Genomic DNA, 12,759 nt, shown 5'->3' with positions numbered 1-12,759 from the left:
AGCGGATTCCGGGCGGGGTTCCGGCAGACTGGCCGGGTGCCCGACTCGCCCCCCGCACCGTGGTTGCGCACCCTGGACGCGACCGACTGCGTGCGGGCGGTCACCGGCCGGCTGCGGGCGCCGGGGCTGCCGCGCCGGATCGGGCCAGCGGTGCGGGCGCACTTCGCGGGCGCGCCGGCCAGCACCGCCTACGTGTTCACGCTGCTGGTCACCTGGTGGACGCTGCGCGGGCTGAGCCCGCAGGCCGAGCGGGCGCTGATCCTCTCCGCCTCGACCAACCTGCACAACATGCGGGAGAACCCGATCCAGGTGCTGGTGGCGTCGGCGTTCTGGACCGAGGGCGGCTTCCCGTACTGGGTTCTCCCGCAGTTCCTGGTGGTGACGGCGTTCGCCGAGCGCAGGCTCGGGACCGCGCGCTGGATCGCGCTCTTCGCGATCGGGCACGTGGGGGCGACGCTGCTCACCGTCACCGCCATCTCCTACGGCATCGACCACGGGGTCATCCCGTACCGGGTGGCGGTCGCGGCCGACGTGGGCAGCAGCTACGGGGGCACCGCGATCATGGCGGCGATGTCGTTCCTCTTCCGCGGAGGGTTGCGGCTGGCCTGGGCCGGGACCCTGGTGGCCGTGCTGGCGGCGGCCTACTGGATCGGGCCGACCTTCACCGACTACGGGCACCTGTGCGCGGCCGGTATCGGCCTCGTCGCCGGTGCGGCGGGCAGCGCGTTCCAGCGCAGGCGCGCCCGCCGCGCGGGACAGACCGTGGCGTGAGCCGCGAGCGCGCGAGATCCGGAGGTCGAACGACAGCGGGCGGGCCGCGGGGTCACCGGCCGACGGCGGCAGCGGGCGGGCCCCGGTGCAGCAGGGCGTACGCGGGCTCGGCGAGCCGCGCCGCGACCGGCCCGATGATCGCCATGAGCAGGACGTAGGCCGAGGCGAGCGCGGCGAGTTCGGTGGCCGCGGTGCCGATGCCGATGGCGAGCCCGGCGATCACGATGGAGAACTCGCCGCGCGCCACCAGCGCCGCCCCCGCCCTGGCCCGCCCCGGCGCCCTGATCCCCTGCCTGCCCGCCGCCCACCACCCGGTGGCCACCTTGGTCACCGTGCTGACCACCGCGAGCGCGACCGCCCAGCCGAGCACCGGCGGGATCGCCGCCGGGTCGGTGTTCAGCCCGAAGGCGACGAAGAAGATGGCGGCGAAGAGATCGCGCAGCGGCTCGAGCAGCTTCACCGCCTGCCGCGCCGTCGCGCCGGAGATGGCGATGCCGAGCAGGAACGCCCCGACCGCCGCCGAGACGTGCAGCGCGGAGGCCACCCCGGCCACCAGCAGCGCCGCGCCGAGCAGCTCGAGCAGGAACACCTCGCGGTCGTCGCTGGCCAGCAGCGCCGAGACCTGCCGCCCGTAGCGCAGCGCGAGCAGCAGCACCACGGTGACGCAGGCCAGTGCGGTGCCGAGCGCGCGCAGCCCGCTGAGCACGCTCAGCCCGGCCAGCACGGTGGTCAGGATCGGCAGGTACAGCGCCATCGCCAGATCCTCGAAGACCAGGATGGAGAGCACCACCGGGGTCTCCCGGTTACCGAGCCTGCCCAGGTCGGCGAGGACCTTCGCCACGATCCCGGAGGACGAGATGTAGGTGACCCCCGCCATCGTGATGGCCCCGGTCGCGCCCCAGCCGAGCAGCAGCGCCACCACCGCGCCGGGCGTGGCATTGGCCACCAGGTCGACCAGCCCGGCCGGCCAGGAGCGGCGCAGCCCGGTGACGAGCTCGGGCGCGGTGTACTCCAGCCCGAGCAGGAGCAGCAGCAGGACGACGCCGATCTCGGCGGCCAGGTGGCCGAAGTCGTTGGCCCCGCTCAGCTCGACGAAGCCACCCTGCCCGAAGGCGAGCCCGCCGAGCAGGTAGAGCGGGATCGGCGACATCCCGGCCCGCCCGGCCAGCCTGCCGAGCAGGCCGAGGACGAACAGCACCGCACCGAGCTCGAGCAACGCGAGCGCGGTGCCGTCCACCGGTCAACCGTGGGTGAGGATCTTCGCGGCCGTGTCGAGCCCCTCCGGCGTTCCGACGACCACGAGCAGGTCGTCGGCGCCGAAGGTGAAGTCGGGGCCGGGTGAGGGGTAGACCTGCCCGGCCCGCATCACGGCGACGATCGACGCCTTGGTGCGGGTGCGCATACCGGTCTCCCCCAGCGTGCGGCCCTCGTACGGGGAGTCCGCCTTGATCGGCAGCTGCCTGGTCAGGATGCCGGGCATGTCGCGGTGGTCCTCGCGCAGCTGGGCGACCAGCTGCGGGGCCCCGAGCAGGTTGGCCAGCACCGCCGCCTCGTCCGCCGTGAGCGGGATCTCGGCCGCGCAGGCGTCCGGATCGTCCAGCTTGGAGACGATGAGGTCGATGCCGCCGTCGCGGAGATCGACCACCCCGATCCGGCGGCCGGACCGGGCCTGGAAGTCCTTGCGCACCCCGATCCCGGGCAATGCTGTGACATCGACGTTCACGGACTCCAGCGTAGACCTGCCGACGGCCCCCGTCGCGGGTGACCGTCCGGCTGGTCGGTTCGGCGGAATCCCCGCCCGGTGCCCGCTAGCGCGCGAGCGGCGCGAAGACCCCGTCCCCGTCCGGCCGGTACTCGTCGATGGCGGTGACCGCTCCCGCCGGCAGCGGGCCGTAGAGGTGCGGAAACAGCATGGACTCCGGGTCGGTGGGTACCCCGGGCTCCCACTTCACCGGCGCGCCGAGCCGGGCCGGGTCGATCCGGAGCAGCACGAGATCCCGTCGGCCGGAGAACAATCGGTTGGCGGGCAGGTGCGCCTGCTGCGGGGTCGACAGGTGCACGAACCCGGCCACCTCGAGCGAGGCCGGGCGCAGCTCGCCCGACTGCCGCGCCGCCAGCCAATCCGCCAGCGTGCAGATGTGAACCAGGGTGTGAGTGTCATAGGTCACGGGTAGTCTCCCGGTAGACAACTGGATCGGACTGTTCGAGTACGAGATTGGCGTGCTTTCGGAGCTGAGCAGGGATGTTCGCCCACGGCGGAAATCCCAGGTCGTGTTATCGAAAACACATCGGATCCTCACCGGGAACAAACCCCGGACCCCGAACGTCTGTCAGAGTAGTCATACCCCTGCTGGGAAGTAGCGGATGTGAGCCCGCGGAGTGACCACGGGCCCGACACCAGGTGAACGGACTGTGTGCCGGAAGCCAGGACGGAGGAGTCATGCCAGGAACCCTGACCAGCACCCCACTGACCGCGGTCGATCGCTGCGACCGGTGCGGGGCCGCTGCCCGAGTGCGTGCCGTTCTGCCAGCGGGTGGAGAGTTGCTCTTCTGCCAGCACCACGCCAACGAACACATGGAGCGCCTGCGCGAGCTCGATGCCGTGATCAACACGGAATCCGCTCCCGCTCTGTAGACCCCCTCCTCGCGTCCGACACAACAGCATCCGACAACAGAATCCGCGACAGCGGGCGATCCGATCCGGATCGCCCGCTGTTCCGTCTCCGGGGTCACGCTCCGGCCGCCGCGCCCGGCTTTCCGCTCAGCAGGATTCCATCGATCAGCACGTCGAGGCCGTATTCGAAGTCGCCGTCCGGGTCGCCCGGCGCCTGGTACCGCTCACCCACCGCGGCCCCGACCCGCGCCGCCGTCGGGAACTCGCGCTCCGGCATGACGGCGGCGAGCAGCGGGCCGTGCGCGGCCCACCAGGCGGCGTCGTCGCCTGCCCGGCGCGCGGCCACCGCGGTCCCGGCATTGCCGGTGGCGAACTCGGTCAGCACGCGCACCGACCGGTCGAGGGCGACGTCGTCCAGCCCGAGCCCCGTCAGCGCGGCCAGCTGCCGGTCGTAGCGGCGCAACCGGCCGGGGCCGAGCACCAGCCGCCACGGCGAGACCTCGAGCAGCCACGGGTGCGCGAGCAGCTCGGCGCGCACCTGGCGGGCCACCGCCGCCACCCGCTCGCGCGGGGCACCGCCCGGCAGCGGGCCGTCGCGGGCAGCCAGCTCGTCCACCATGGCGGCGAGCAGCTCGTCCTTGCCCGGGACGTAGGTGTAGAGGCTCATGGGGCGCAGGCCGAGCTGCGTGGCGACCGCGCGGATGGAGACCCCGGCCAGGCCGTCCCGGTCGGCCAGCGCCACCGCGGCATCGATCACGGCGTCCACGTTCACCGTCTGGCGGGGGCCGCGGGTGGGCGGGCGCGGCGGCAGGTGGCGCCGCCACAGCAGGGCGATGAGCCGCGCGGCGCGCTCGTCGGCGGTCGGCTCGGCCACGGCTCCCCCTTCCGGGAACAAATCCCGTACGGTGTACGTTGTCGGTTTTCCGTACACCTTACGCTGTTCTCCGAAGGGGGCCGTACCCTGTCCGCACTGCAAGCCACCTACCTCCCGGACCGGCACCTCGTCGCGCTGTGGACCTGGGCAGGCGGCCCCGGCGCCGCCCCGCCGGGGGCCGGGGAGCGGGAAACGCTGCCGCTGGTGCTGCCCGGCCCGGACGGGCTCGCGGTCACCGACGTGCCGTGCGCACTGCTCACCCCGGCCGAGTTCACCGCCGACCCGCGCACCGGCGGGCCGTCGCACACCGCCTGGACCGCCGCCTTCACCGATCCGGCCGCCGCGCCCGCGCTGCCGCCCGCGGCGCACGCCGTGCCCAATGCCACCGGCACCGCCGTGCTGGCCCCCGAGCGCGCGCTGGCCGTCGCGCGGGAGACCGCCTCGGTGCCGGAGCGGCTGGCGGGCAGGCTGCACGTCGAACTGCGGCCGTACCAGGCGCGCGGGATCGGCTGGCTGCACGAGACGGTCGCCGCGCACGGCGGCGCGGTGCTGGCCGACGAGATGGGGCTCGGCAAGACGGTGCAGGCCATCGGCTTCCTGGCCGACCGGGCGGACGGGCCGAACCTGGTGGTGGCGCCGACCTCGCTGGTGGGCAACTGGATTCACGAGATCACCCGCTTCGCGCCGGAGCTGCGGGCACGGGCGTGGCGCCGCGGCCCACCGGCGGCGGCACCGGGGACGGTGCTGGTCACCGGCTACCCGACGCTGCGGCTGCACCACCGCGAGCTGGCCGGATCCCGCTGGGAGACGGTGATCTTCGACGAGGCGCAGGCGCTGAAGAACCCGCGCACCCAGGTCGCGGTGGCCGCGCGCGGGCTGGACGCCGCCGCGCGGGTCGCGTTGACCGGCACCCCGGTGGAGAACGACCTGGACGAGCTCTTCGCGCTGCTGCACCTGGTGGCGCCGCGGCTCTTCCCGCACCGCAGCCGGTTCCGGCGGCGCTACGCCAAGCCCATCGCCGAGGGCGACGCGGGCGCGGCGGCCCGGCTGCGCGACGCGCTGGAGCCGGTGCTGCTGGCCAGGCGCAAGTCCCAGGTGGCCGCCGGGCTGCCCGCCAAGATCCGCAGCGACCTGCTCTGCGACCTCACCGCCGAGCAGGCCGCGCTCTACGACCGGGTGCTCGACGAGGCCGCGGACACCGGGTTCGGCACCGGGCTGCAGCGGCACGGCCGCGTGCTGGCCGCGCTCACCGCGCTGAAGCAGGTTTGCGACCACCCGGGGCTGATCACCGGCGACCTGGCCGAGATCGGCGGACGCTCCGGCAAGATCGACCTCTGCACCGACATCGTGGCAGCCAACCTGGCCAACGAGGCCCCGACCCTGCTCTTCACCCAGTACCGCGGCGCGGGCGAGCTGCTGGTCAGGCACTTCGCCGAGACCTTCGGGCTCGCCGTCCCCTTCCTGCACGGCGGGCTCGACCCCGCCGCGCGGGCCGGGATCGTGCGGGACTTCCAGCGCCCGGACGGCCCACCGGTGCTGGTGCTGAGCCTGCGCGCGGCAGGCACCGGGCTCACCCTGACCCGCGCCGCCGACGTGGTGCACGTGGACCGCTGGTGGAACCCGGCGGTCGAGGCGCAGGCCACAGACCGGGTGCACCGGATCGGGCAGACCCGCACCGTCACCGTCACCACGCTCACCACCGCCACCACCGTGGAGGAGCACATCGCCCGGCTGCACGACCGCAAGGCCGCGCTCACCGACCTCGGCGACAGCGCCGGGATCGCGGCGCTGGCCCGGCTGGACGACGCCGGGCTGATGGAGATCCTGCGCCGCTCGCGGGGTGCCGCCTGATGCCGGAGAACGAGTTCGGCTACACCCGGTGGGGCATGGACTGGGTGCGGCTCGCCGAGCCGCTGCGCAGCACCCGCCCGGAGCCGTTGCTGCCGCGCGCCCGCAGCATCGCGCGCAACAGCGGGGTGCGCACGGTGGTCGACGGCAGGCTGGTGCGGGCGACCATCCAGCGCGGCGGGCAGGCCTCGGTGACGCACCTCGAGGTCGCGCCGCCCGCCAGGGCCGCGGTGGCGGCGGTGGCCGGGCTGGTGCCCGACCCGGCGCTGCTCGGCGACGACGCGCACGCGGCGCTGCGCGCGGCCGGGATCGACCCGGCTCCCGTGCTCGCCGCCACCGACTGCTCCTGCTCGGCGCGGCGCGAGCGCTGCGTGCACCTGCTCGCACTCTGCTACGAGGTGGCGCGGCAGGTCGACGCCGAGCCGGCGCTGGCCCTGCGGATCGGCGGCTTCCTCGATCCCGCCGCAGGCGCGCCGGATACCCCGGCGGCCCCGCGCCGCTGGATCCCGCTGGACGACATGGACGCTGCGGGCTGGTTCGACACTCCGCCGTGAACCATCGGCTCCGCCGGCCGGATCCCCGCCCCGCCGGGCGGCCGCATGCGGCGCACCGAGCTCGAGCGTTGGTGCCCCGAGCGGCGGCATCCCTACGGCCCGGCGCGCGGCCCGCGCGACGTCACCGGCGGCGCAGGGCCGCTATCCGCTCGTGCAGCTGATCGGCGCTGGCCAGCGCGGTGGGCGGGCCCCCGCACTCGCGGCGCAGCTCACCGTGGATGACGCCGTGCGGCTTGCCGGTGCGATGGTGGTGCATGGCGACCAGGCTGTTCAGCTCGCGGCGCAGCTCGCCGAGCGCGGCGGCGGTGGCGACCCGGTCGGCGGCCGCGGCGGCGTGCGGCGCCGGCTCGGGGATCGCGGGCGGGGTGGCCGAGCGCTCGGCCACCTGCTTGGACTGCCGCTCGCGCAGCAGCGCGCGCATCTGCTCGGCGTCGAGCAGCCCGGGGATGCCGAGGTAGTCGGCCTCCTCCGCGCTGCCGGTGAAGGTCGCGGTGCCGAACGAGGAGCCGTCGTAGATCACCTGGTCCAGCTCGGCGTCGGCGGCCAGCGCGACGAACGGCTTCTCGTCCTCGCCCGGCTCGTCCTGCTGCTTGTCGGCCTGCTCGAGCAGCGCGTCCTCCAGACCTTCGGCCTGCCGGTGCGGCTTGCCGATGACGTGGTCGCGCTGCAGCTCGAGCTGCGCGGCGAGGTCGAGCAGCACCGGCACCGACGGCAGGAAGACGCTGGCCGTCTCCCCCGGCTGCCTGGCGCGCACGAACCGCCCGATGGCCTGGGCGAAGTACAGCGGGGTCGAGGCGCTGGTGGCGTAGACGCCGACCGCGAGCCGCGGCACGTCGACGCCCTCGGAGACCATCCGGACCGCGACCATCCACGGCTCGTCGCTCGCGCCGAAGCTGCCGATCCGGGCCGATGAGGTCGGGTCGTCGGAGAGCACGAGCGCGGGTCTGCGGCCGGAGATGTGCTCCAGCAGCTCGGCGTAGTCGCGGGCGCGCTCCTGGTCGGTGGCGATCACCAGGCCGCCCGCGTCCGGCATGCCGGAGGCGCGCAGCTGACGCAGCCTGGTGTCGGCGGCCTGCAGCACCTTGGACATCCAGTCGCCGGCCGGGTCGAGCGCGGTGCGCCAGGCGCGCGCGGTGTGCTCGGCGCTCAGCGGCTCGCCGAGCCGGGCGCTGTACTCCTCGCCCGCGCTGTCCCGCCAGTGCGCCTCCCCGCTGTAGGCGAGGAAGACCACCGGGCGCACCACGCCGTCGGCCAGCGCGTCGGAGTAGCCGTACGAGTGGTCGGCGCGGGAGCGGTCGAAGCCGGACTCGTCCGGCTCGTAGACGATGAACGGGATCCGGCTGTCGTCGCTGCGGAACGGGGTGCCGGTGAGCGCCAGCCTGCGGGTGGCGTCGCCGAAGGCCTCGGCGACGGCGTCGCCCCAGCTCTTGGCGTCGCCGGCGTGGTGGACCTCGTCCAGGATCACCAGCGTGCGCTTGTTCTCGGTGCGCACCCGGTGCTTGAACGGGTGCGCCGCCACCTGGGCGTAGGTCACCACGACGCCGTGGTAATCGCCGGAGGTGCCGCCGGTGGTGTTGGAGAAGCGCGAGTCGAGCGCGATGCCGGAGCGGGCCGCGGACTGCGCCCACTGGTGCTTCAGGTGCTCGGTCGGCGCGACCACGGTGATCTGGTCGACGGTGCGGTCGGCGAGCAGTTCGGCCGCCACCCGCAGCGCGAAGGTGGTCTTGCCCGCGCCCGGCGTCGCCACCGCGAGGAAATCGCGCGGCCTGGCCGTCAGGTACTTGGTCAGCGCACGCCGCTGCCAGGCCCGGAGCACGCCCCCGCCGCCGGGGGCCCCCGACGTCGTCGCTCCGGCCGCCGTCGCGGCACCACCTGACCCGGTCACGTCGTAGACCCTAACGGCCGGTCGCGGCGTGTCGCCAAACCGACGCGGCGGCGGGCGACATCCGTCACAGCCGCCCGGCCCGCGCGGGTTTCACCGGCCGGATGCCCCGCCGGTCCGGTGCGCGAGCGACCGGTGAGTAATGCTGTAAGGACCATGACCGACACCACGCCCACCGGCTCCGGCGCGTCCTCGGCAACCGGGCAGCAGCCCGGCTCCGACCCGGCGCCGGTGCGCGCGCGGCTGCGGCGCGCGGGCGGGCAGGCGCTGCGGCTGATCGTGCGCACCGCGGTCAAGAGCTGGGACGGGTCGATCTTCGCCAAGTCGGCGGCCGCGGCCTTCTGGCAGACGCTGTCGCTGGCCCCGCTGCTGCTCGGCGTGCTCGGCAGCCTCGGCTACGTCGGCGGCTGGTTCGGGCCGGACACGGTGGACATCGTGGAGGGCAAGATCATCGCGTTCAGCCGCGACCTGTTCAGCCCGGCGGTGGTGGAGGAGCTGATCGAGCCGACCGTGCGGGACGTGCTCGGCCGCGGCCGCGGCGCGGTGGTGTCGTTCGGCTTCGTGCTCTCGCTCTGGGCCGGCTCGTCGGCCATGGCGACCTTCGTGGACGCCATCGTGGAGGCGCACGACCAGCACGAGGCGCGGCACCCGGTCTGGCAGCGGATCTTCGCGCTGCTGCTCTATCTGCTGTTCCTGGTGGCGGCGGTGTTCATCCTGCCGCTGGTCGCGCTCGGCCCGGTGATCATCGGGCGGGCACTGCCGGACGGCTGGCGGGAGCCGGGGCTGCGGCTGCTCGACGGCTTCTACTACCCGGGCGTCGGGCTGCTGCTGATCGTCGGGCTGACCACGCTCTACAAGCTGGCGCTGCACCGTTCGCTGCCCTGGCTGCGGCTGCTCGGCGGAGCCCTGGTGGCCGGCGTCTTCTTCATGGCGGCCAGCGAGATCCTGCGCCGGTACCTGGCCTGGATCACCGCGTCCGGGGTGAGCTACGGAGCGCTGGCCACGCCGATCGCCTTCCTGCTCTTCACGTTCTTCCTCGGCTTCGCGGTGATCCTCGGTGCCGAGTTCAACGCCGCCGTGCAGGAGCTGTGGCCCGTCCACGGGTCGCGGTTGGACCGGACCAAGGAGTGGCTGGCGCACCGGGTGCTCGGGGACGGCATCGTGCGGCGTCCGCGCCCCGGCGGACGCCGCAGGCCGGCGCGTCGCGCGGCGGAGCCGCGGCGAGCCGACGACTCGGCGCCGCCGCGGCCTGCCGAGACACCAGCACCGGGGCATGCGGAAACGACCGGGGCCTGAACGCACCCCGGCTGCCGGACGCCTGGTCTCAGTCGCCCTTGCGCAGCTGCTCGTAGACCTTCTTGCAGTCCGGGCAGACCGGCGAGCCGGGCTTGGCGGAGCGCGTCACCGGGAAGACCTCACCGCAGAGCGCCACCACGTGCGTGCCCATCACGGCGCTCTCGGCGATCTTGTTCTTCTTCACGTAGTGGAAGAACTTGGGGGTGTCGTCCGCGGTCGTCTCGTCGGTGGTGGTGTCCGGCCGCGCCAGGGTGTCAGTACTCACGCCCTCCATGATGCCGCACATCTCCCACCCCGGCCGATGCGCGCGGCGCCGAACGGTGGAACACTCGAACACATGCATCAGCACGGCGACCACAGAGACGCCGACGAGCGCCGCACCGACCACTCCGCCACCGACACCGAGCACGAACCCCGCGCCACCCGATCGCGCGGCTTCTTCCGAGCGGGCGCCGACACCCCGGTCCTGATCACCGAGGCCGCGCCCTCGCTGGAGGAGCAGCACCGCGCCCGGGTCCGCCGGTACACCGTGATCATGGCGTTCCGCATCCCGTGTCTGCTCGGCGCCGCGCTGGCCTACAGCCTGTGGGCGAACGCGCTCATCTCGCTGCTGATCATCGCCGTCTCGGTCCCGCTGCCCTGGATCGCGGTGCTGATCGCCAACGACCGCCCGCCGCGCACCAAGGACGAGCCGAGCCGCTGGGACCGCCCGCGCCCGGCGCTGGAATCACGGCCGCACCGCGCCGTCGAGTGACGGGGCCTGCGGGCGCGCGACGAGGATCGAGAGCACCGCCGCCAGCCCGCACAGCCCGCCCGCCAGGTACCAGGCCGGCGTGTAGCTGCCCTGCAGGTCTCTGACCACGCCCGCGCCGGTGGCCGCGATGGCCGCGCCGACCTGGTGCGAGGCGAAGACCCAGCCGAACGCCACCGGCCCGTCCTCGCCGAAGATCTCCCGGCAGAGCGCGACGGTCGGCGGCACGGTGGCGATCCAGTCCAACCCGTAGAAGATCACGAAGACCCACATGCTCGGCTCGGTCTGCGGCGCGAACAGGTGCGGCAGGATCAGCAGCGAGAGCCCGCGCAGGCTGTAGTAGCCGACCAGCAGCAGCCGCGGATCCACCAGGTCGGTGAGCCAGCCGGAGCAGATCGTCCCGACCACGTCGAAGACACCGACCAGGGCGAGCAGCCCGGCCGCGGTGGTCACCGGCATGCCGTGGTCGTGCGCCGCGCTGACGAAGTGTGTGCCGACCAGCCCGTTGGTCGAGGCGCCGCAGATGGCGAAGCCGCCGGCCAGCAGCCAGAAGCCGGGCTTGCGGGCCGCGAGGCGCAGCACCGTGAGCGCGCGCAGCGCACCGCCGGCGACCGCGACCCTGGTCCCCGCGGTACTGCCGTCGGGGGCGCCGTAGGCGAGCCGCCCGACGTCGCTCGGGTAGTCCCGGACGAAGCAGAGCACCAGCGGCACCACGGCCAGCGCGACGGCGGCCACCACCAGCGCGGGCAGCCGCCAGCCGTGCCGGTCGGCCAGCCAGGCGATCAGCGGGAGGAAGACCAGCTGCCCGGTCGCGCCCGCGGCGGTGAGCACCCCGGTGACCAGCCCCCGGTGCCGGACGAACCAGCGGGAGGTGATGGTCGCGACGAACGGCATGGACATCGAGCCCACCCCGACGCCGACCAGCAGCCCCCAGGTCGCCACCAACTGCCAGGGCTGGGTCATGAACACCGTGAGCCCGCTGCCGAGCGCGACCAGCACCAGCGCGCAGGCGACGACGAGCCGGATGCCGAAGCGATCCATCAGCGCCGCCGCGAACGGCGAGATCAACCCGTAGAGCAGCAGGTTCAGCGAGACCGCCGTGCCGATGGTCCCGTGCGACCAGCCGAACTCGTCGTGCAGCGGATCCATCAGCACACCGGGCACCGAGCGGAAAGCGGCCGCGCCGATCAGCGCGACGAATCCTACGGCGGCCACGGTCCAGGCCGGGTGCGGCCACCGGCCCGCGGCGTCCGGGCGGCGGGCGGTACGCAGTGAGGTCACCGGCAGATCCTGCCGGAGGTGGAGCACGCCCGCGAGTGGCAGTTCCGCCAGGTTCCGCCGATATCCCGCCAAGCTCGACAGCAGCCGCGGCCCCGCTCTAGTGTCGGAGCGAATCGACACGAGGAGCTGCGAATGATCCAGTGGGTCTGGGCTTTTCTCGACCGTCCCGCCGCCGGGTTCGACGAATCGGCCCGGTTCTGGGCGGCGGTCACCGGCACAGCGGTGTCCGCGAAGCGGGGCGAGTTCTCCGAGTTCGTCACGCTGGAGCCCGCCGCGGGGCCGGGCACCCTGAAGATGCAGGCGGTGCCGGAGGCCGGCCGCGTGCACCTCGACCTGGATGTCGCCGACGTGCCCGGCGCGCGGGAGACCGCCACCCGGCTCGGCGCCGAGCTGGTGTTCGAGCACCCGGACTACGCCGTCTTCCGCTCCCCCGCCGGGCTCACCTTCTGCCTCACCCCCGACGGCAGGGCCGAGCCGGGCGAGCGGCCGCTCGTGTCCGGCCCCGGCGGCCTCACCACCCGGCTGGACCAGGTGTGCCTCGATATCGGGGCGAGCGATATCGAGCGCGAGACCGAGTTCTGGCGCAAGCTCACCGGGCTGCCCTACCGGGTCGGCCGCCGCCCCGAGTTCGCGCTGCTGCGCGGCAGGCCCGGCCTCGGCTACGACCTGCTGCTGCAACGGCTGGACGAGGACCGGCCCGCGAGCGCGCACCTCGACTTCGCCGCCTCCGACCCGGCGGCCGCCGCCGAGCAGCACACCGCGCTCGGTGCCACCGTGCTGCGCCGCTTCGAGCACTGGATCGTGATGTCCGACCCGGACGGCCACCCCTACTGCCTCACCGCCCGCGACCCGCACGGAGTCTGAGCACCGGCGATGGCAGAGTAGCTG

Annotated in this window: 14 protein-coding genes; 7 read left to right on the top strand and 7 right to left on the bottom strand. The window is 74.0% G+C overall.

The genetic code is table 11. The annotated features are described in order from the left end of the window. The first annotated feature begins 36 nt into the window (after positions 1-36). Positions 37-771, top strand: coding sequence for a rhomboid-like protein (locus tag ACFO0B_RS08860; RefSeq protein WP_378611839.1), 735 nt, complete (start codon positions 37-39; stop codon positions 769-771). 52 nt (positions 772-823) lie between these two features. Here the strand turns inward: ACFO0B_RS08860 and ACFO0B_RS08855 are convergent, their stop codons facing one another. From ACFO0B_RS08855 to ACFO0B_RS08845, 3 genes are all read right to left on the bottom strand, one after another. Continuing rightward, positions 824-2,008 (bottom strand): cation:proton antiporter, encoded by a 1,185-nt coding sequence (locus ACFO0B_RS08855; protein ID WP_378611838.1) that lies wholly within the window; start codon positions 2,006-2,008, stop codon positions 824-826. Between the two features lie 3 nt (positions 2,009-2,011). Then, positions 2,012-2,494: a cation:proton antiporter regulatory subunit gene (locus ACFO0B_RS08850; protein ID WP_378611837.1), complete on the bottom strand. Its 483-nt coding sequence runs from the start codon at positions 2,492-2,494 to the stop codon at positions 2,012-2,014. 85 nt (positions 2,495-2,579) lie between these two features. Next, a complete protein-coding gene (locus ACFO0B_RS08845) occupies positions 2,580-2,939 on the bottom strand; it encodes a DUF952 domain-containing protein (protein ID WP_378611836.1) in 360 nt (119 codons plus the stop codon). Between the two features lie 272 nt (positions 2,940-3,211). Here ACFO0B_RS08845 and ACFO0B_RS08840 point away from each other — a divergent pair, with 272 nt between their 5' ends. After that, complete coding sequence (locus ACFO0B_RS08840) at positions 3,212-3,406, top strand: DUF7455 domain-containing protein (RefSeq protein WP_378611835.1); 195 nt, start codon at positions 3,212-3,214, stop codon at positions 3,404-3,406. A 94-nt stretch (positions 3,407-3,500) separates the two neighbouring features. Here ACFO0B_RS08840 and ACFO0B_RS08835 read toward each other — a convergent pair whose 3' ends face one another. After that, positions 3,501-4,259: a TetR/AcrR family transcriptional regulator gene (locus tag ACFO0B_RS08835; protein ID WP_378611834.1), complete on the bottom strand. Its 759-nt coding sequence runs from the start codon at positions 4,257-4,259 to the stop codon at positions 3,501-3,503. A 135-nt stretch (positions 4,260-4,394) separates the two neighbouring features. On the opposite strand from ACFO0B_RS08835, the gene ACFO0B_RS08830 reads away from it, so the two are divergent. Both ACFO0B_RS08830 and ACFO0B_RS08825 read left to right on the top strand, forming a co-directional pair. Continuing rightward, entirely contained in the window at positions 4,395-6,110 is a 1,716-nt protein-coding gene (locus ACFO0B_RS08830; RefSeq protein ID WP_378611893.1) for a DEAD/DEAH box helicase, read from the top strand. Continuing rightward, positions 6,110-6,661: a hypothetical protein gene (locus ACFO0B_RS08825; RefSeq protein ID WP_378611833.1), complete on the top strand. Its 552-nt coding sequence runs from the start codon at positions 6,110-6,112 to the stop codon at positions 6,659-6,661. Before ACFO0B_RS08830 ends, ACFO0B_RS08825 begins: the two co-directional genes overlap by 1 nt. A gap of 121 nt (positions 6,662-6,782) precedes the next feature. Here the strand turns inward: ACFO0B_RS08825 and ACFO0B_RS08820 are convergent, their stop codons facing one another. Further along, entirely contained in the window at positions 6,783-8,546 is a 1,764-nt protein-coding gene (locus tag ACFO0B_RS08820; protein WP_378611832.1) for a DEAD/DEAH box helicase, read from the bottom strand. A gap of 153 nt (positions 8,547-8,699) precedes the next feature. On the opposite strand from ACFO0B_RS08820, the gene ACFO0B_RS08815 reads away from it, so the two are divergent. Continuing rightward, on the top strand, positions 8,700-9,839 hold the full coding sequence (locus ACFO0B_RS08815; protein ID WP_378611831.1) for a YihY/virulence factor BrkB family protein: 1,140 nt from the start codon (positions 8,700-8,702) through the stop codon (positions 9,837-9,839). 28 nt (positions 9,840-9,867) lie between these two features. Here the strand turns inward: ACFO0B_RS08815 and ACFO0B_RS08810 are convergent, their stop codons facing one another. After that, a complete protein-coding gene (locus tag ACFO0B_RS08810; protein WP_233019508.1) occupies positions 9,868-10,104 on the bottom strand; it encodes a DUF3039 domain-containing protein in 237 nt (78 codons plus the stop codon). A gap of 72 nt (positions 10,105-10,176) precedes the next feature. On the opposite strand from ACFO0B_RS08810, the gene ACFO0B_RS08805 reads away from it, so the two are divergent. Further along, positions 10,177-10,593 carry a DUF3099 domain-containing protein gene (locus ACFO0B_RS08805; RefSeq protein ID WP_378611830.1) on the top strand — a complete coding sequence of 139 codons (417 nt, stop codon included), beginning with the start codon at positions 10,177-10,179 and terminating at the stop codon, positions 10,591-10,593. Here the strand turns inward: ACFO0B_RS08805 and ACFO0B_RS08800 are convergent. Beyond that, entirely contained in the window at positions 10,567-11,871 is a 1,305-nt protein-coding gene (locus tag ACFO0B_RS08800; RefSeq protein WP_378611829.1) for an MFS transporter, read from the bottom strand. The genes ACFO0B_RS08805 and ACFO0B_RS08800 overlap by 27 nt on opposite strands. Positions 11,872-12,003: 132 nt before the next feature. Here ACFO0B_RS08800 and ACFO0B_RS08795 point away from each other — a divergent pair, with 132 nt between their 5' ends. Then, complete coding sequence (locus tag ACFO0B_RS08795) at positions 12,004-12,735, top strand: VOC family protein (RefSeq protein ID WP_378611828.1); 732 nt, start codon at positions 12,004-12,006, stop codon at positions 12,733-12,735. Positions 12,736-12,759 lie beyond the last annotated feature (24 nt).

It is taken from the genome of Nocardia jiangsuensis, assembly GCF_042650385.1.
Classification (GTDB): Bacteria; Actinomycetota; Actinomycetes; order Mycobacteriales; family Mycobacteriaceae; genus Nocardia; species Nocardia jiangsuensis.
Note: the sequence above shows the minus strand (reverse complement) of the source record. Positions and strands in the feature narration are given on the sequence as shown.

What these genes read in the sequence shown, in the direction of transcription:
- ACFO0B_RS08840 (WP_378611835.1), top strand. Translation starts at nt 3,212, where the DNA reads ATGCCAGGAACCCTGACCAGCACCCCACTGACCGCGGTCGATCGCTGC.
- ACFO0B_RS08825 (WP_378611833.1), top strand. Translation starts at nt 6,110, where the DNA reads ATGCCGGAGAACGAGTTCGGCTACACCCGGTGGGGCATGGACTGGGTG.
- ACFO0B_RS08815 (WP_378611831.1), top strand. Translation starts at nt 8,700, where the DNA reads ATGACCGACACCACGCCCACCGGCTCCGGCGCGTCCTCGGCAACCGGG.
- ACFO0B_RS08805 (WP_378611830.1), top strand. Translation starts at nt 10,177, where the DNA reads ATGCATCAGCACGGCGACCACAGAGACGCCGACGAGCGCCGCACCGAC.
- ACFO0B_RS08795 (WP_378611828.1), top strand. Translation starts at nt 12,004, where the DNA reads ATGATCCAGTGGGTCTGGGCTTTTCTCGACCGTCCCGCCGCCGGGTTC.